Raw genomic sequence first — 18,419 nt, forward strand, 5'->3', positions numbered from 1 at the left:
CGCTGCGCGACGCGCCCGCGTCAACTAATCGTCGAAACCGTTGTCAGTTGTTGCAACGTAGACCACGGTGCCACTCAAGTCGAGCACAACAGCTTGCGTGTCCGATTCGAGATGTTCCATCTCGAGCATGTCGCCGCGAAGCCAATGAACTTGACGCATTGCGCCAGCCTTCGAACGTACGTCTTCCAGCGTTTCGCACTCGCCAAACCAGTCAAAATTTCCAGAAGGTGTCATGGTGCCAATCGTGAACATCGCAATTTCCTCTGTGTGTGGGCGACCGCCCGCGTTCAGAGCTCCTTCGATACGTTTGGGCGGAACTCACTCGCAGGCGGACTGAGTGGTCGCCTAACGGCGACACAAGCATGTGTCTAGGCTTCGTTGCCTTCGACGGGCTACTTCTGTGTCCTGTTTTCACCGTAGGCGTCTTGGATAAGGCAGCGGAGCTCGTCAGGCAGTCCAAGTGCCTCAATTAGGTCATCGAGCTTGACTCCGAAGCGCGCGCCCAACTTGCCGGCCGTGGCGGCAGCGGCAGTCCGGCTTGCTCGCTGCACACACGTGACGTAGCTGCGGCCGAGCACAAAGCCGAGGCGGTATTGGGGTACGCGTGAGGTCATCTCGAGCTCGGACGGGTCTTCGGTCGCTTCGATGCCCTGTTCGAAGCCAAGGTCAAGAAGCGCACGTTCGGAGGTGGTCTTTTCCATGATTAGACCTCCGCCATAGACTGACGCTGGGTCTGCCGCAGTCCCTGAGTGCCTCGAAAAGCCGGGCGCTCATCTTGCGGGCGTCCGGTGCGTCGTTCCACGTTAGGTGCGAAGCGATGATATAAACCGACTGCTGCACGTTCGCGCGATTCCCCGGCTCCCCGTTCAGCGCGTGTGCACGGAACATCTCGACGACTGCGGGAGTCGGCACGAGTTGCGAATTGGTCTCGTACTTGTGCAGTTCGTGCACGCACGTCCAAAGGTTGCCCACGATGTCCACGGCACCCTGATACTCGCCCGCGAGAGGCAGATTGCGCGCAGTGAGGTGTCCCGTTTCGACGATGAGTGCACCTCGTCGGAGCTGATTGACCGGCACCTCGGCCAGTACCGGCGTTTCCGCGACGAATGCGCAAAGCACGGCCGCCACTACCTCGATACAACCCCCTCACCGCTTTCGTCTGCGACGCGCCGATTGGCTGCCATGCAGCCGCCCTTCAGTTCTTGCCAGGAGACGCCACTGACAGTCCTCGCGAACACATCCTTGTCGTTCTTGCCGAAGACGTCGACGAGGTCCGGGAAGCGCGACTCGAGCCGGTCGCGAAAGCGCTTGAGCGCCAGATTGATGGCGCGGTCGTTTTGAAATGTGAATTCCATATCAGCCTTCGGCGAGTGAGTGTAACAAACCAAGCCCTGTCCTGGGGGAAGGGCCACTTTCCTGGTTGCTACGGCACTGCCGAGGGCTAAATGGGTGCCACGCGACCATGCGGGTCGCGCCATGCGACCAACTGCAGTCGCATGTCTCACGATAACTGCACAGCACACACAAGCCATGAGGCGACCCTGTTCGGTACACAGACCGTAGGGGCTGGGTGCGCATCCACGTGCAATCGGATGAACTGTATCTAAGTTGCGAAGTTACTGTCAATCCGCAGGAGCGTGGGACAGTGACACAATTGCGATTAACGCCTACACCAATCCAGCCTCCATTGTAGACTCAAAACATGGAGACACAAAAAGTGGTTAACCCTACGTTATTTTCAACACGGTGAGCGCCCTCGCGGAACCGAGGGCGCTCCTGAACTGCGGAAGCTATCGTTGTCGAAGCGCTACGGGCCAAGGCACGACTTCCTCCCAGTGCCCAGCCACGTCTTGTATGGCGCACCAGGATTAGGCATGATCCGGGTTCGCAGAAAACCCGATAAAACAAGGCCCTTTGGCGAAAGCCTGGGGCCTTTAGTTTTTTGTCGTGGCGTCAGAACCAACGTCTTGCGCTCCAACATGGCGTGCTTCCAGCATCAGTTGCCGGTCTCATCACACCCCAGCAACGCCGACGACCGGAAAACTTTCTGCGCGAACCCGGAAGCCGCTTCAAGCCACCCTGAAATCCGAGGCCTGCTGAACCAGTTGACCGGCATGGTCGTGCAACGAACTGGCCGCCGCCGCGTTCCGCTGCGTCATCTGGCCCATCTGCGACACCGCCTGGTTCGCCTGCTCGATGCCTTGGTGCTGCTCGTGCTCTGCGCGCCTATGATCGCTGCCGTGGTGTTTCGCAGCATGTGTGACTAGCCTCACCTCAGCGCAAGCGCGGCGTTGATATCACACGCCGAACCACGCAGCGCAAACCTGTCGCACGCGCTCCGCGACGGCGACCCACGGTTCATCCAGCCCTCGCCTGAACAGGCGAACCGTATCGGGATACCACGGCGAGTCGTCACGGCCGTGCATCCACCGCCAGTCCACATCGCGTGCCGGCAAGAGCACCCAGCATGGTTTGCCGAGCGAGGCCGCCAGATGTGCCGTCGAAGTGTCCACACAGATCAGCAGATCGAGTTGCGAGATGACCGCCGCCGTGTCGGTGAAGTCTTCGAGATCTGCGCCGAGAGGCAGGATCGGGAGGCTCGCAGGGAATGACAGCGCTTCGTCTTCCCCCGCGCCCTTTTGCAGGCTCACGAACTTCACGCCCGGCAGGCTCCAGAGCGGCGCCAGTGTGTTGAGCAACGGTAGCGAACGGTGCACGTCGTTGTGGTGTTTCGGGTTGCCCTTCCAGACGAGACCCACCCGGTGTCCCGCGCCCAGCACGGCAAGGCGCGCGCGCCAATGCTCGACGCGCGACGGGGCCAGGGTGATGCACAGGGGAGGCGGAATCGTGTCGAGCGTCGTGCCCAGATACAGCGGTGCGCTGAGCGCGCTGATCCAGCAATCGAAATCGCCGGCGCGCGCCGAGGCTTCGTCATGACTGAGCACCGCGTCGACTCCATCGACATCGGCGAACAGGCGTTGTAGCGGTGCCATACAGGCAAACGCGACGTGCGCGGCGCCCTGAGCCTTCAACAGGCGCAGATAACGCCCGAACTGCAGCATGTCGCCGAGTCCATCCTCCTGCCAAACGAGGAGTGATTTGCCGGCGAGCGGCTCGCCTCGCCAGCGCGGACACCTCAGCATCGACTGCGTGGCGTGATGCGCGAACCCAGCCATCTCGTAGCGGCATTCGTAGAGGAGAAAGCCTTCTTCGAAGCGTCCCATGCTGATGAGCAGCGTGGCGAGACGGAACTTCGCGTCGCCGTAGTCGGGGCGCAGCGCGAGCGCGCGGCGGTAGGCGGCTTCGGCTTGCTCCGGGTCGCCGAACTCTTTCACGATGCTGCCGATGTTGAAGTGTGTTTCGGCGATGTCGGCGCGCAACGTGAGCGCGTGGCGAAACGCCGCGAGAGCCTCGGGCAGGCGCGCTTGCGCAAGCAGCGTGCAACCCAGGTTATTGGCCGCTTCGACGCGGTTCGGCGCGAGCCGAAGCGCCTCGCGATACGCGCATTCGGCATCGACCAGTTTGTCCAGTGCGTGCAGGACGCAGCCGAGGTTGTAGTGCGCCTCGGCGAAGGCGGGGCGCAACGCGAGCGTCTGCCGGTAGGCGCTCTCCGCCTCGGGCAGGCGCTTGAGTTCGGTGAGCACACAGCCGAGATTGTTGAGCGCGTCCGCGTAGGCGGGGCGGATCTGAACGCGCGAGGCGGCAAGCCAGCTCGGCTTCCCGGAGCCGGCCGAGCGCCCTGTAAAGCGCCCCCAGGTTGTTCAGTGCCTCGGGATATTGCGGGTGCGCGAGCAGCGCCTGCCGATACGCTTCTTCAGCCTCTTCGATCCGGCCGCGTTCGCGCAACAGATTGCCGAGGTTGTTGTTCGCCTTGGCAAATTGCGGGTTCACGGCGAGCGCTGTGCGATAGGCCGCCTCCGCTTCGTCGAGGCGGCGCTGTTCATGAAGCACGATGCCGAGGTTGTAGTTCGCGTCGACGTGGTCCGGGCGAAGTGCGAGCGCCACCCGGTACGCGGCCTGGGCCGCGTCATGCCGTCCGAGACGGTGCAGCACGATCCCGCGATTGCTGTGGACATCGGCGTCATCGGGGCGTATCGCGGCAAGCCGCCCGTAAACCGCTTCCGCTTCGGCAAGCTGATTGAGGGTCGCGAGCATCGCTCCGAGCCCCAGATACGCGTCGGCGAAATCCGGCTTCGCTTGAATGCAGCGCAACCATAGAGCTTGCGCCTGCGCGGGCTGGCCCACACCCGTGGCGCACATGGCCGCGAGGTTGAGCGCATCGGCGTGCTCCGCGTCCTCGGGCGTGGCCTTCGCGCCGACGAGCGGTGCAAGCAGCGCCAGTGCGTCGGCGAACTGCCCGGTGGCGCCAAGGGCAGTGGCTGCGCTCAGAATGTGCTGGCGCGTGGGGGCAAGTGGGCTCGTAGCGGTCACGGTCGTCGTAGAGGGGCTGTGGATTCGCAGCTTAAGGCATGCGCACGCGCGGTGGCGGCCCGAATTGAGCTGGCAGCTCGGTTCAATTCGACCGATGACGTGCTGCGCGGGCTTTGTCTTTCGAAGCCGTAAGGCCGGGTGCAGATCAAGGGCGATCGGATGCTCAATCAGCATTGCGACGCGAAGTGGCTTCGACGCCTGCGAGCCTTAAGCCGCCGAAGGACGAAGCCTGGCGTCCCCCATCTTGAAAAGCGCCTCCCCACCGCACGCGGGCGAGGGAAGGGCGTCAGCCCAGAGGGTCGCATCAACAAGGCAGCTAAAGTTTTTCCAGGTGGGGTCGTAATCACAAACAAGGCGGCCGGCCAACGAACCGCTGCCGTTACTGGGCCGATGGCCCCATCAGGAGAATGTCAATGCTCGGAATCAACACCAACACCAACTCGCTCGTCGCGCAACAGAACCTGACCGGCTCGGGTAGCGCACTGTCGCAAGCGATCACGCGTCTGTCGTCGGGCAAGCGCATCAACAGCGCAGCAGACGACGCAGCAGGTCTTGCGATCTCGAACATCATGCAGACCCAGATCAACGGTCTGAACCAGGGTGTGTCGAACTCGAACGATGGTACGTCGATGGTGCAAACGGCATCGTCGGGTCTGTCGTCGCTGACTTCGTCGCTCCAGCGTATCCGCCAGCTTGCTACGCAAGCAGCTAACGGTTCGATGACCGACAACGACCGTGCTGCACTTCAACAGGAAGTGAACCAGCAAGTCTCGGAAATCAACCGTATCGCGTCGCAAACGACGTACAACGGCATGAACGTCCTCGACGGCTCGTTGGGCAACGTGTCGTTCCAGGTCGGCGCAAACGTCGGTCAGTCGATCTCGCTGAATCTCTCGCAGTCGATGTCCGCTGCTTCGATTGGCGGCGGCGTTCCGGCAGCGGGCAACACGCTCGGCTCGTTCTCGGTCTCGCTGGATAGCAACGGCGCTGCGGCGGCGGCTGCGGGTATCACGTCGGTCACGGCTTCGTGGGACAACGCTACGAATTCGGTCTCGTACACGGACCAGAACGGTAACGCCATCACCGATGCTTCGACGATCACGGCCTTCGCGAATGCCCCCGCGGCCGAAGTGACCGGTGGCGCCGCGCTTCCGGCTGCAGCAGGTGATGCTTCGCAGACGTGGACGCTTAATACGAACGGCAGCGAGAACGCTACTGTCTCGCAGATCAACGTGATTGCCGACGGTAAGGGCGGCTTCACGCTCACGGACCAGAACGGTAAGGCCTTGACTAACGCTGTTGCTACCGCAGTCTTCCAAGGCGGTACTATTGGTACGGACAGCAACGGCAATACCACGCTGACTGGCGAAACCGGTGCGGCTATGTCGACCGACGTCGAAGCGGTAACGGGCGCTATCGCGACCGCGAATCAAGTGGCCGGCGATAACCCGAATCTCGATGCTGCGGGCAAGACTACAGACGCAATGGGCGCGACCATCGACAAGCTGAGCCAGTCGAACACGGTTTCGCAGATCGACATCTCGACCAAGGACGGCGCTTCGGCAGCAATGCTGACCATCGACAACGCGCTGAACGCTGTCAACAACCTGCAAGCAACGCTCGGCGCGGCACAAAACCGCTTCAGCGCAATCGGCACGACGCAGCAAGCTCAGTCGACCGACCTGTCGACCGCACAATCGTCGATCCAGGACGCCGACTTCGCACAAGAAACGGCTAACCTGAGCAAGGCACAGGTTCTGCAACAAGCCGGTATCTCGGTGCTGGCACAAGCGAACTCGCAGCCGCAGCAGATCCTGAAGCTCCTCCAGTAAGGCGCTTCCCGCTGCAGGCAGCCGGCGCGCGGCTCGATGCGCGCCGGACGCAAACCCGTCGGGAGGCTCGCCTCCCGATTGTCTTTTCCCGCGTTACCCCGCTTGTTAAATCGCTTTAACCGGCATTGCCGACGCACGGAGCCTCCTCATGTCCACCGTAACCGGATCGACCTCCACCGTAACCGGATCCACCACCAGCGCGATCGCGAGTGCAGTCGCCACCACGACAGCCGACGCCAACGCCACGGTGCAGGCAGCCGCCCAGTCGATCATTAGCGGCTCGACCAATTCGTCGATGGACACAAGTTCGCTCGTTACCGCGCTCGTCAACTCGAAGTCTGCCGGCCAGGCCGCGACCATCGCTGCCGAGCAGACTGCGGACAACACGCTGATCTCGGCCTACGGCACGCTCTCCGCGGCACTGTCCGCGTTGCAGGCCGCCGCCGAGCCGCTCAGCGACGGTGCGACGCTCAACTCGTTCTCGTCCACCTTGAGCGGCAGCGGCGTTACCGCCACGGCCAGCACGGGCGCGGTGGCAGGTTCGTACTCGCTCAATGTGGCGCAGGTCGCCACGTCGCAAGTGCTCACCTCGGCGGGCTACAGCTCGACCCAAAACCTGGCTTCCGGCGCGGCCACGATGGCCCTGACGGTCAACGGCAAGACCAGCACGATTTCCCTGAATAGCTCGAACAGCACGATTGCCGGCATTGCATCGGCGATCAATTCGGCCAACGACAATCCCGGCGTGGTCGCGACCGTGGTGACCGGCGCGGACGGCGCGCATCTCGTGCTGCAATCGACCTCGACCGGCGCGTCGAGCGGCATCAGCATCGCGATCAACGATTCGAGCTCGACCGACGGCCTGAACAAGCTCGCGGTGACGACCACCAACGGCAAGGCGATCTCCAGCGCGAGCGACCTCACCGCTCAAGTTTTGGATAGCAGTGGCAACCCGGTTCTCGATAGCAACGGCAACCCGGAGACCTACAACCCCAGCCAGTCGACCATTTCCGGCACAGGCTGGACCCAGACGCAGGCCGCCCAGGATGCGTACTTCACGCTCGGCGGCGTGGGCGTAACCAGCTCCTCGAACTCCGTGACGACGGCCGTGTCCGGCGTGACGCTGAACCTCACGGCAGCGGCGGTCGGCACCACGCAGACGCTCACGATCGCGCAGAACACCAGCGCGGAGTCCTCGGCGATCAACAATTTCGTCAGCCTCTACAACACGCTCGTCACGACGATGGGGGCGCTGACGGCGTACAACGCGAACTCGACGTCGCAGGGCGTGCTAATCGGCGATTCCACGTTGAGCACGATCCAGAACCAGCTCGCCAAGATCGTGAGCGGCGGCGTGGGCAGCGGCACCTCGCAGACGACGCTTGCCGCGATCGGCATTACGCTCCAGGCGGACGGCACGCTGTCGGTGGACAACACGACGCTCAGCAATGCGTTGCAGAACAACCAGTCGGTTGTAGCCTCGCTGTTCAATTCGACCAACGGCATCGCCGCGCAACTGGACGACAGCATCACAAACTACACCTCGTCCGGCGGCATCATTCAAAACCGTACGGACGCGATCAACGCCGACCTGACTAGCCTATCGAACCAGCAGACGACGCTTACAGCGTGGCAGGCTCAGCTCACCAGTATGTATACCGCGCAGTTCACAGCGCTCAACACACTGATGGCAACGATGAACAACAACTCGCAATACCTCACGCAACTGTTCGGTGGCACCAACAGCGCAGGCGCGCTCGCCACGAACAAGAGCTGAGCGCGACGAGGAGCGAGCCATGCAGAACGTCGCCCCGATCGAGCGCATCTGGCAGATAACGAAGGACCTCGAACTGGCGGTCGCTGTTGGCGAGTGGGAGCGGGCCGCGCAGCTCGCGGACGAGCGCTCGCCCCTGCTGACGGCGCTCGGCGTGCCCCAGCCGCAGGAGGTCATCGCGCGGCTCAAGGAGATCCACGAGATCGACAGCCGCATCGTCGAGGCCGCGCAGGCCGCGCAGCAGGTGCTGGGCGCCGAGTATCAGGCGAGCATGCAAGCGAGCCGCAACGCCGGGCAGTATTTGAGCATGGCGCGGTACTGAAGCAGGAGCAACGGTTCATTGCGTCCTTCGCGGCGCAATGGCGTACTCTGGCCCGCCTTGTGCGGGCTTTTTCTTTTCCGTTTCTTTGCCCTGAGAGTTCATCGAAGGCAAATTGGCGGCCGTTTTGGCGCTAGCTCGGACGATCGGCGTAATTGGCCGCCGCCCATAATTCGAACGTTCCGAGTTCTTGACGCGTACGCGCGCCTTCGTCATGACCGCCTTCCTCTGCACCGCCACACCTGCTGCCAAATTGCAGCAGAATCAAGACATTTCGCTCACCATGCAGCGCGCGATCGAACATCATCGCCAGCAGGAATATGACGAGGCGGCCGCGCGCTATGCCTCCGTCCTGGAGGCCGCGAGCGATCACCCCGACGCGCACTACCACCTCGGCGTGCTGCTCGTGCAAACGGGGCGGCCCTCCGAAGCAGTGCCGCATTTCGAGGCGGCGCTTGGGCATATGCCGAAAAATGGGCAGATCTGGGTCTACTACATCAACGCCCTCGTCGCCAGCCAGCAGACCGAGGCGGCGCGCGTCGTGCTCGACCTCGCGCGGCATCAAGGCCTGCCCGAGGCGGCCGTCCAGATGCTGCACGCGCGCATCAGTGGGGAAGAAGCGCCGCTCCCGGCCACGCCGGAGCCCGAGGCTGCGACCGCTCCCGCTCCCGAGGCTGATGCGAGCGGGAGCGACTCGCGCCCCCCTGCGGCATCCGATACGGACGAGCGCGTGAAGCTCGATACGCGCCGCGCAAGCCTCAAGGAGATGCGCCAGCTCCAGCATCTCTTCAACAGCGGGAAATTCGAAGCGGCGCTGAATGTGTCCCGCCGCCTGACGCATCAATATCCGTCGCATGGTGAATGCTGGTACGAACTTGGGCGTGTCCTGCAACGCACGGGCCGCTACAACGAGTCCGTCGAGGCAGCCGAGCACGCCGCCCGCTTGCTGCCCAACTTCATTGCCGCCCGGACGATGCTGACTGACGGGCTGATCACCACCCGCCAGTATCAGCAAGCCGAAACGCATTGCCGCCAAGCGCTCGAAAAATATCCCGAAAGCGCCGTGCTACATCGCAACCTGGGTACCGCCTTACAGGAGATGGGCCGGTACGCCGAGGGGATCGTCCATCTCCGCCGTGCCGTGAAACTGGCGCCGAACGACGCCCTCGAGTACGACGCGCTTGCCCTCTTGTTGCTCAAGCATGGTCTGTACGACGAAGCCGAAACCGCCTTCCGCCGTGCGCTCGAACTGGCACCGATGCAGGCGATAACCCACAGCAACCTGCTGTTCAACCTGATGCACAAGCCGGACCTCGATGCGCTCAGCGCATTCGCGGAGTTCCGCGAGTTTGCAGCGCGCCACGAAGCGCCGCTGCGTGCGCGTCGGCCCCGGCACACCAATGACCGCGATCCGTCGCGGCGCCTGCGAGTCGGTTTTGTTTCCGGCGATCTGCTCGGTCACCCGGTTGCGTATTTCTTCCTGTCGGTGCTAGAGCATCTGGCGCTCGATTCGAGTCTGTCACTGCACATCTATTCGAACTACGCGGTGACCGACGGCTTCACCGAGCAGATTCGTGCGCATGCGCAGACGTGGAGCGAAATCTTCGGCATGAGCGACGACGCAGTCGTGCAGAAGATCCGCGACGACGGCATCGATATCCTCATCGACCTGTCCGGCCATACCGGCCGCAACCGGCTCGTGGCCTTCGCGCACAAGCCGGCGCCGGTCCAGGCGAGCTGGATCGGCAATCCGGCCACGACGGGCCTGGATGCCGTCGACTATTACCTGTCGGACCGTTTTGTCACGCCGCTCGAACAATTCGAGCGCCAGTTCTCGGAAAAGCTCGTGTTCCTGCCGGCGCTCGCGCCGTTCAAGCCGCACCCGCAAGCGCCGGACGTCAACGAGTTACCTGCCCTGAAAAACGGCTTCATCACGTTCGGCAGCTTCAGCCGCATCGTCAAGATCGGGCCTGAAGTCGTGGCGCTCTGGGCACGCGTGCTGCGCGAGGTACCGGATTCGCGCATGGTCATCGGCGCGATTACGGCACGGGAGCAGATGGACAAGCTGACCGGGCTGTTCGCGAGCGAAGGGATCGACTTGAGCCGTATCAGTTTTCTGCAGCGCGGGAATGTCTCGACTTACCTGCAGCAGCACAATCTGATCGACGTCTGTCTCGACACGTTGCCCTTCGGCAATTCGACCACGACCATGCAAGCGTTGTGGATGGGCGTGCCCACCATGACCCTGCCCGGCGTTTCGATGGCGAGCCGCGGCAGCACGGGGTGGCTCTCGCACCTCGGGCTCGACTCAGCCTTCGTTGCGCAGGACAAGGACGACTTCGTGCGCAAGTGCGCCGCGCTGGCCGCCGACCCCGAAGCGCTCGCGGTAGTGCGCGGCGAGCTGCGCGAGTACTGCAGACAGTCGGTCCTGATCGACGCCGGCGCGATCTCCAACGCCGCCTCGCGCGCGTTTCGCACCATGTGGCAGCGGTGGTGCGACGGACTGGAGCCTGAGCATTTCGAGGTTCTGGCGCATGTCAGCAATGCGCACACCGCCGTGGACAACCCAGCAGGCCTGTCGCCCGAGCAGCGCGCCGCGCTGGCCGGTGAATTCGTCGATACGCTCACGCTCCTGCTCGACAAGCAGCAGTTTGCCGAGGCCGAAGCTGTAGCCCGCCAGTTCACCACGCTCTTGCCAGAAATCGGCAAGGCATGGCACATGCTGGCGACGTCGCTACTGCAGCAAGGGAAACCCTTTGAGGCACTGGAGCCTTTGCGCAAGGCCAATACTCTGCTGCCGAACGACAGGAACATCCGCCAGGAACTGAGCCGAGTCTCACAATACGTGAGCGATCTTGAGCGCATCGCGCCGGTCGACCGGGCTGAGCCAGCGAGCGAGCTGGCAGCGCTCAGGGCGGATAGCCGGCAATACCGGCATCCAGTCGGCGCCCTGATCGCCAACGTGCCGGTTCTGATCCCGACCTTTAACAACGTCACATATCTGCGCCGGATGGTGTCGCAGCTCCAAGGCAGAGGATTGCGCAATCTCATCGTCGTGGACAACGCATCGAGCGCCCCCGGTATGCTCGACTACCTCGCCAGCATCCAGGATACGGTGAGCGTCGCACGGCTCGACCACAATGTCGGGCCGCGCGCGTTCTTGCTTTCAGACGTCATCTATCACCGGCTGCCGGACATTTTCTGCATTACCGATCCCGATCTCGAACTGAATCCCGAGTTGCCCGATACTTTCCTGTTCGACCTGATAGACGCCACGGAAGCTTTGAAAATCGGCAAGGCCGGCTTTGCTCTCGACATCTCGCAACCCGCGCTGATGGACGAGAAAGCACTCTCCATCATGCAGTCGGACGGCGTGAAGAACTATGGGCTGATCGACTGGGAAGCACGCTTCTGGCAACAGCAGATCGCGGCGAGCGCCAACGGTGACCCGATCTTTCGCGCGCCGATCGATACGACCTTTGCGGTCTACAACAAGCGGTACTTCCGCCGCGAAACTCATCTGGCTGCGGTGCGTTTCGGTGGACGGTACACGTGCAGGCATCTGCCCTGGTACAAGGACAACGGACTGGATGCTGCGGAGGATCAGTACTACCGCAAACACCAGGCATGGTCCACGTTCCTGAAGTGACCATTGCGCCTGGTCGGTCAACTAAAGCTTTGTTGCGGGCACGTGGGGTAGAGCAGTAGTTCAGGCGACAGACTATCGGCGGTGCTAATGCATGGTATCCCGTAGCCATGGGCGTGCACTCAATGAGGGCCAACTAGCCAACTTCTCCCGCACCCGCTCGACCACCTCTTCCGCCAGAGCTGCGCGAGCAATGCGACCGCCGGCAACGACCGGTTTGCGTCGTTGTGATGTTGCGGCTTGCCCCGCCAAACGAGACCGACGCGCAATTCCGGCAGCAGCGCATCGAGCAGCGCGAGAATGTGTCGAGGAGCTGGGGTGCGCGGCAGCGGCGCTACGACCAAGGGGCTCAGCGGGCGCTTTGGGAGCGCGCTTGAAAAATATGCGCTGTGCGGCTGCGCTTGCGGGGAGGCTGGTGTGCCTGGCGGCGTGTGCCAGCCTCTCGCCCACACCAGGGATTGATGTATTGGAAGAGCGACGGGTTCTGCGCGGACGAGAAGGTTTTCTGCGACGCCTCCGCCTACCGAAGCCAGGATCGTGACCACGTTCGAGTACGAGTTGGAGAGCCGCGCCTCGCCCGTCGTGAGCGCGTTATCGAACGCCGCCGTACCCGCAGGCGTGTTGCCTGTTGGCGCTCGCATTGCCGGGCGTCACGCTGAACGCGTCGCCGTCCTTCGGGCGTACTCGAGATCGGGACGCTCAAGACGGAGCCGGCCACAATTACCGAGACGTCTGTGTACGTGCCTAACGTGCCCTTGCCCTGATTGGACGAGCCGGCCGCGGCGAGGTAGGCGGAGCCGTCTGCCTGCACGCTCTGGATCTGGAACAGCGTCTGACCGTTGTCGATGATCGTGATCTGCCGCGGGACCGACACCTGCACGTCGCGCGTGCCCGCGTCGCGGTTGTTCGTGACGCTGCCGCCGGCGGCATTCGTGAACACCAGCGGTGTTCTGAATAAACTTGAGACGCGCGCAAACTGTTGCGCCATCTTTAGCGCCATGCATCGACCGCGTTCAAGCGCGAGGCGTGCGGCGTAGCCTTCGTGCCCGGGGCTGCAACGTAGTGCAAGGCGGCGTATGCTCAACGGTCCCGGGTTTGCCCGGCCATTTCCCGCATTGCGTTCGCCCACTCATACCTGGAGCCATCATGGAACTACGCAGGATCGGCACTTCCTCGTTGCAAGTCGCCCCGCTCATGTTCGGCGGCAACGTATTCGGCTGGACGGCCGATGAAGCCACCTCTTTCTCGATCCTCGACGCGTTCGTTGAAGCCGGACTCAATTTCATCGACACCGCCGATGTCTACTCGGCCTGGGTGCCCGGCAACCAGGGCGGCGAGTCGGAGACGATCCTCGGCAAGTGGTTCCATCAGAGCGGCAAGCGCGAGCGGATCGTGCTCGCGACCAAGGTGTCGAAGCATCCGCAGCGCAAGGGGCTATCGGCCGCAAATATCCAGGCGGCGGTCGAAGACTCGCTGCGCCGCCTGCAAACCGATTACATCGACGTCTATTTCTCCCACGACGACGACACCGCGACGCCGCTCGCCGAAACGCTCGGTGCGTATCAGAAGCTGATCGAGGCGGGCAAGGTGCGCGTGATCGGCGCGTCTAACTATAGTGGCGCGCGCGTCGAGGAAGCGCTCGCGGTATCGCACGAGCACGGGCTGCCCGGGTATCAGTTGCTGCAGCCCGAATACAACCTGTACGACCGCGCGCAATACGAGAGCGACAGCGAGCCGGTGGCGCTCGCGAATCATCTCGGCGTGGTCGTTTATTACAGCCTCGCGAGCGGGTTCCTGTCAGGCAAATACCGCAGCGAGGCCGATCTGGCCGGCAAGGCGCGCGGGAGCCGGGTCGAAAAATACCTGAACGGGCGCGGCTTGCGGATTCTCGGCGCGCTCGACCGCGTCGCGCAACGGCACGGCAGCACGCCGGCCGCGATCGCGCTTGCATGGGTGATCGCGCGCCCGAGCGTTACGGCCCCTATTGCGAGCGCAACCTCGGTCCAGCAGTTGAAGAGCCTGGTCGCGGCCGTCCAGCTATCCCTCTCCGCCGACGATATTCGTGAGCTGGACGAAGCGAGCGCCTGATAAGGCGAACACCTCGGCCGCCAACGCGGCGGCGATCCGCGCCAGGGAATAGCCTGGCGCAATCGGTAAACCCCTGGTAGGATGGAGAGTTTCCTGATATGATCGGGAGTGAATTGAGATCTTTGCCTGTTTCGTCAGTGTTCTTCGTTGATGAAAGGTTGGCGAAACGGCAACTGACGCGGCTTTTGCATTACGTCTGTCCGCGTTCCGCGGTGAACTCCCCACCTCTCTTTTCCGGCCTCCGTGGCCGCTTTGCCTCTCGCTTCATTCGTGGTTTGGCCGGGGTTGTTTATCAGCCTCGCGTTTGCCTGTTACTGGCCATGAATCGGAGCGACCGGAGGGCCGGCGCGTGAGTGGTGACCTGAGCGGTTACCGCCATGCAATTAAACCCGTATCTAGTGATTGAGTTAGGAATTACATGACGACGATTCTTCTGAAGGAAAACGAGCCGTTCGAAGTGGCAATTCGCCGCTTTCGTCGCGCAATCGAAAAGAATGGCCTGATCGCTGAACTGCGTGAACGCCAGTCGTACGAAAAGCCGACCACGGCTCGCAAGCGCAAGAAGGCAGCAGCTGTTAAGCGCCTGCACAAGCGTCTGCGCAGCCAGATGCTGCCGAAAAAGCTGCACTGAACACGCTTTTTTAGATACGCCGAACGGCGATGTGGGCTTCGAAAGAAGCCACATCGCCGTTTTGCTTTCATAGCGTCGGATTTTGCCCCTGCGTGCAGCCGTTACGCCGCGCTCCTCAGCCGCTCGGCCGACAGCCTGAACTCGCGCGCGATCGAGCCCAGCCGGTCGTGCCACTCCCATGTGCCGAACACGTCGTGCACGTTTTGCAGGCAACTGAGCAAGGCGATGGTCACCGGGTCGTATACGTTGATGCGGGCGCGAAGCAGCGCTTTTTTCAGCGCGGCCAAGCCGACATCCATGTAAGCGGGCACTTCGGCCGGTGGCTTGCCGATGAAGCGCACCGGAACGCCTTCCATTGCGGTCATGTAATCGCGCGGCTTGATCAGGGTGCCGACCGGGCAGCCGCCGCAATAGCCGCGGCAGGCGCCGACGCCCTCAGTAGCAATGCAGCGCGTTTCTGTTCGAACAGATGCGAGACGGACTGATCGTAAATGTCCTGGTGGGTCAGGAAGCTAAGTGTTTTCATGGTTGGTCTCCCGCGTCCGAGGCGGTAGTTATTTGTTGTTGAGCGCGCATCGCCTGAGCGCATGGCGACGAGTATCCGCCGTGCGTCGTCCGACGAAGGGCCGACTACGAGCATGAAAGGGCGCCAATTCACGCGTTTGCGCGTCCCGCGGACGCCGTGGCCTCACCTCGCCTTCCGACCACGCCCCTTCTTGCCCAGCGACACGCATCGCTCACGACACATGCAGGTCGTCTCATGATCGTTGACCATGCCGATCGCCTGCATGAATGCGTAGCAGATCGTCGAACCGACAAATTTGCAGCCGTAGCGCTTGAGCGCCTTGCTTAGCGCGTCGGATACTTCCGTCGACGCAGGTGCATGCTTATACGAAGTCCATTCGTTCTGAATCGGCGTGTCGTCGACGAATGACCACACGAAGTTCGCGAGCGAGCCATGTTCGGCCTGAATCTGCTGCACAGCGCGCGCGTTCAGGATGGCCGCCTCGATTTTGCCGCGATGTCGAACGATGCTTTCATCGGCGACGAGCGCATCCACGCGCTTCGGCGTGAAGGCCGCGACCTTGTCGATGTCGAAGTCGGCGAATGCACGACGGTAGCCGATGCGCTTGTTGAGGATCGTCGACCATGACAAACCGGCCTGCGCGCCTTCGAGCACGAGCATCTCGAACAGGTGCTGGTCGTCGCGCGAGGGCACACCCCATTCGGTGTCGTGGTACCGTGCGAGCGCTTCGCTCGATACCCAGTTGCATCGTTGTGTCACTGTCGCGCTCCCGCGTGGTCATGTCGTTCGCCAGCATAGCGGAAGCGGTGTACGCCGCAAGCTGGCCAATCGGCTAATTGCGCGATTCAAACTGACCTGCCACGCTAAGCGTTATTCACCCACGGAACTGATTCGATTCGATGAACCACGACTTCTTTCTGATCGGCGTCGACGGCGGCGGCACCGGCACGCGCGTCGTGCTCGCCGACGCGCAGGGCCGCGAACTGGTGCAAGCGGCAAGCGGCCCATCGGGCCTTGGGCTCGGCATCCCGCGCGCATGGCAGTCCATTCAGGCCGCCTGCGGCGAAGCGTTCCAGCGAGCCGGAGTCGCGCTGGACTGGTCGCGCTGCGTGCTCGGTTGCGGACTGGCGGGCGTCAACAATCGCGACTGGCTCGCCGAGTTTCACCAGCAGGCGCCGCGGCTCGCCGGACTGGCCGTCGAAACCGACGCCTACACGACCCTGCTCGGCGCGCACGACGGCGCGCCCGGCGTGATCGTCGCACTCGGCACCGGCAGCGTCGCGGCTTCGCTCGCGAGCGACGGCGAATTCCGCATGGCCAGCGGCTACGGCTTTCCATCGGGCGACGAAGCGAGCGGCGCATGGCTCGGCCTTCGGCTGATCGTGCACGCGCAACAGGCGCTGGATGGCCGCGTTGCCGTCGACGATCTCACGCAAGCGCTGCTCGCGCATACCGGCGCGCGGGATCGCGACAGTCTCGTCGTGTGGCTGTGCACGGCCAATCAGACTGCCTACGCGCGGCTCGCGCCGATCGCGATCGAACACCGCGCACATCCGTTCGCGGCGCGGCTGCTCGGCGAGGCCGGCGTCGAAGTCGGCAAGATGATCGCCGCGCTGGACGCGACGGGCGCGCTGCCGGTCGCGTTATGCGGAGGGCTCGGTACGCCGTTGCGCGAGTACGTGCCGCAGGCGTATCAGGCGCGCCTGCGCGAGCCGCGCGCGGATTCGGCGCATGGCGGCTTGCAACTGGCGCGGCGCGAGGCGCAGCGGCTGGCTCGGGGAGACCTGTAAAATACCCGCTTTGCCGCTGCCTCGACGGTTCAGCCGCCGGACTCACCATGTATAAAGTCATCGCCACGGATCTCGACGGCACACTGCTCAATGCCGATCACCAGGTAGACCCGTTCACGGTCGCCACGGTGCGCAAGCTCGAAAGCGACGGGCTGCAGTTCGTGATCGCCACCGGGCGGCATTACTGCGACGTCGCGGGCATCCGCGATCTGCTCGGCATCAATCCGTATCTGATCACCTCGAACGGCGCGCGCATTCACGCGCCTGGCAACACGGTGATCCACGCCGACGATTTGCCGCCGGCGATCGTTCAGCGTCTCGTGCAGCCCGAAATTGTCGGCGCGCATGGTCGAGTGATCGTCAGTCTGTTTGCAGACGAGGCGTGGCTCATCGACCGCGACGCGCCCCATCTGCTGGAATTTCACCAGGATTCCGGCTTCACGTACGAAGTGACCGACCTGCCGAAGCACGATGGCGTCGACATTGCCAAGGCGCTGTATATCGGCGACCCCGCCGATCTCGCGCAGGTGGCCGCCAATCTGGAACGCGACTTCGGCGAGCGACTGTACGTGACGTATTCATTGCCGGATTGTCTCGAAGTGATGACCGCGAATGTGTCGAAGGGGCGCGCCCTGCAGATCGTGCTCGAGCGTCTCGGTGTCGACGCGTCGCACTGCGTCGCGTTCGGCGACAACATGAACGATATCGATCTGCTCGAGACGGCCGGCCATCCATTCATGATGAACAACGCCAATCCCGATCTGATCACCCGTCTGCCGCATGTGCCGCGCATCGGCAACAATTTCGAGGCGGGCGTTGCGCATCATCTGCGCAAACTGTTTGCGCTCAACGACGAACTGGCATCTTGAACCGTGGTCACTGCGATTGAAAGCGGCCCGCATCCGCTCGCGTGGATGCGGGCCGCAAAAGTTGCTCCCGAAGCGCGCAGCGTGCGCTCCGCTTGCGCTCGTCAATCCCGCCAGCCGCGGTGCTCGCCTCGATTGTCATGACCCCAGCGATGGTTGTCGTGACCCCAGCCCCGGTCATCGCGGTGATAGTCGCGGTAGTAGTCGCCGCGCGGGTAGCGATGATCCCAGCCGCCGTAATACACCGGCTCCGGCGCCGCGTAGACGCGCGCGGGCGCTGCATAAACCGGGGCGCCGAGCGATAGGCCGACGCTCAGATCCGTATGCGCCTGCGCGACACCGCATGCGCCCGCCGCGAGTCCGGCAGCAACCAGCAAGTGAGTGACGATGCGTTTCATGTTGGTCTCTCCTGTGAGGCGACGTAGGTTTGTCGCGCAGGACCAATGTACGCACTCGAGGCGGGCAGGACTGCGACCAGATGTTACGGACTGCAAGCATCGTCGAAGTCATCGAAGC

Annotated in this window: 16 protein-coding genes and 2 pseudogenes; 9 read left to right on the plus strand and 9 right to left on the minus strand. The window is 63.0% G+C overall.

Annotated features, from left to right (window positions below; translation table 11 throughout):
• Window positions 1–24 precede the first annotated feature (24 nt).
• The 3 genes from OKW39_RS12420 to OKW39_RS12430 form a co-directional block, all read right to left on the minus strand.
• Window positions 25–252 (minus strand): hypothetical protein, encoded by a 228-nt coding sequence (locus tag OKW39_RS12420; RefSeq protein WP_429562785.1) that lies wholly within the window; start codon window positions 250–252, stop codon window positions 25–27.
• A gap of 140 nt (window positions 253–392) precedes the next feature.
• Window positions 393–701: a DUF2623 family protein gene (locus tag OKW39_RS12425; RefSeq protein WP_429562786.1), complete on the minus strand. Its 309-nt coding sequence runs from the start codon at window positions 699–701 to the stop codon at window positions 393–395.
• A 426-nt stretch (window positions 702–1,127) separates the two neighbouring features.
• Window positions 1,128–1,355, minus strand: coding sequence for a hypothetical protein (locus tag OKW39_RS12430; RefSeq protein WP_429562787.1), 228 nt, complete (start codon window positions 1,353–1,355; stop codon window positions 1,128–1,130).
• Window positions 1,356–1,874: 519 nt separating this feature from the next.
• Here OKW39_RS12430 and OKW39_RS12435 point away from each other — a divergent pair.
• On the plus strand, window positions 1,875–2,267 hold the full coding sequence (locus OKW39_RS12435) for a hypothetical protein (RefSeq protein WP_429562788.1): 393 nt from the start codon (window positions 1,875–1,877) through the stop codon (window positions 2,265–2,267).
• 30 nt (window positions 2,268–2,297) lie between these two features.
• On the opposite strand, the pseudogene OKW39_RS12440 reads toward OKW39_RS12435, so the two are convergent.
• Window positions 2,298–4,260 (minus strand): annotated as a pseudogene (locus OKW39_RS12440) (tetratricopeptide repeat protein).
• 584 nt (window positions 4,261–4,844) lie between these two features.
• On the opposite strand from OKW39_RS12440, the gene OKW39_RS12445 reads away from it, so the two are divergent.
• The 3 genes from OKW39_RS12445 to OKW39_RS12455 all read left to right on the plus strand — a co-directional run bounded on the left by OKW39_RS12445 (window position 4,845) and on the right by OKW39_RS12455 (window position 8,359).
• Window positions 4,845–6,263 carry a flagellin gene (locus OKW39_RS12445; protein ID WP_429335479.1) on the plus strand — a complete coding sequence of 473 codons (1,419 nt, stop codon included), beginning with the start codon at window positions 4,845–4,847 and terminating at the stop codon, window positions 6,261–6,263.
• Between the two features lie 148 nt (window positions 6,264–6,411).
• Window positions 6,412–8,040: a flagellar filament capping protein FliD gene (fliD, locus tag OKW39_RS12450; RefSeq protein WP_429562789.1), complete on the plus strand. Its 1,629-nt coding sequence runs from the start codon at window positions 6,412–6,414 to the stop codon at window positions 8,038–8,040.
• 19 nt (window positions 8,041–8,059) lie between these two features.
• Window positions 8,060–8,359, plus strand: a complete 300-nt coding sequence (locus OKW39_RS12455; RefSeq protein ID WP_090802452.1) for a flagellar protein FliT — start codon at window positions 8,060–8,062, stop codon at window positions 8,357–8,359.
• Window positions 8,360–8,374: 15 nt separating this feature from the next.
• Here the strand turns inward: OKW39_RS12455 and OKW39_RS12460 are convergent, their stop codons facing one another.
• A complete protein-coding gene (locus OKW39_RS12460; RefSeq protein ID WP_429562790.1) occupies window positions 8,375–8,572 on the minus strand; it encodes a hypothetical protein in 198 nt (65 codons plus the stop codon).
• On the opposite strand from OKW39_RS12460, the gene OKW39_RS12465 reads away from it, so the two are divergent.
• On the plus strand, window positions 8,571–12,005 hold the full coding sequence (locus OKW39_RS12465; RefSeq protein ID WP_429562791.1) for a tetratricopeptide repeat protein: 3,435 nt from the start codon (window positions 8,571–8,573) through the stop codon (window positions 12,003–12,005). The genes OKW39_RS12460 and OKW39_RS12465 overlap by 2 nt on opposite strands.
• 517 nt (window positions 12,006–12,522) lie before the next feature.
• Here OKW39_RS12465 and OKW39_RS12470 read toward each other — a convergent pair.
• A complete protein-coding gene (locus OKW39_RS12470) occupies window positions 12,523–12,990 on the minus strand; it encodes a hypothetical protein (protein WP_429562792.1) in 468 nt (155 codons plus the stop codon).
• A 158-nt stretch (window positions 12,991–13,148) separates the two neighbouring features.
• On the opposite strand from OKW39_RS12470, the gene OKW39_RS12475 reads away from it, so the two are divergent.
• A complete protein-coding gene (locus tag OKW39_RS12475) occupies window positions 13,149–14,090 on the plus strand; it encodes an aldo/keto reductase (RefSeq protein WP_429562793.1) in 942 nt (313 codons plus the stop codon).
• Between the two features lie 418 nt (window positions 14,091–14,508).
• Window positions 14,509–14,721, plus strand: a complete 213-nt coding sequence (gene rpsU / locus OKW39_RS12480; protein WP_006050883.1) for a 30S ribosomal protein S21 — start codon at window positions 14,509–14,511, stop codon at window positions 14,719–14,721.
• Between the two features lie 101 nt (window positions 14,722–14,822).
• On the opposite strand, the pseudogene OKW39_RS12485 reads toward rpsU, so the two are convergent.
• Both OKW39_RS12485 and OKW39_RS12490 read right to left on the minus strand, forming a co-directional pair.
• Window positions 14,823–15,247 (minus strand): annotated as a pseudogene (locus tag OKW39_RS12485) (hypothetical protein).
• Window positions 15,248–15,409: 162 nt separating this feature from the next.
• Window positions 15,410–16,006 (minus strand): DNA-3-methyladenine glycosylase I, encoded by a 597-nt coding sequence (locus tag OKW39_RS12490; protein WP_090802461.1) that lies wholly within the window; start codon window positions 16,004–16,006, stop codon window positions 15,410–15,412.
• Between the two features lie 140 nt (window positions 16,007–16,146).
• On the opposite strand from OKW39_RS12490, the gene OKW39_RS12495 reads away from it, so the two are divergent.
• Together OKW39_RS12495 and OKW39_RS12500 are read left to right on the plus strand one after the other, a co-directional pair.
• Window positions 16,147–17,037, plus strand: coding sequence for a BadF/BadG/BcrA/BcrD ATPase family protein (locus OKW39_RS12495; protein WP_090802463.1), 891 nt, complete (start codon window positions 16,147–16,149; stop codon window positions 17,035–17,037).
• Window positions 17,038–17,084: 47 nt separating this feature from the next.
• Entirely contained in the window at window positions 17,085–17,906 is an 822-nt protein-coding gene (locus tag OKW39_RS12500) for a Cof-type HAD-IIB family hydrolase (RefSeq protein WP_090802464.1), read from the plus strand.
• 101 nt (window positions 17,907–18,007) lie between these two features.
• Here the strand turns inward: OKW39_RS12500 and OKW39_RS12505 are convergent, their stop codons facing one another.
• Window positions 18,008–18,301 (minus strand): PXPV repeat protein, encoded by a 294-nt coding sequence (locus OKW39_RS12505; RefSeq protein ID WP_090802466.1) that lies wholly within the window; start codon window positions 18,299–18,301, stop codon window positions 18,008–18,010.
• Window positions 18,302–18,419: the final 118 nt, after the last annotated feature.

This window comes from Paraburkholderia sp. MM6662-R1, from assembly GCF_050436245.1.
In the GTDB taxonomy this organism is placed as follows: Bacteria; Pseudomonadota; Gammaproteobacteria; order Burkholderiales; family Burkholderiaceae; genus Paraburkholderia; species Paraburkholderia tuberum.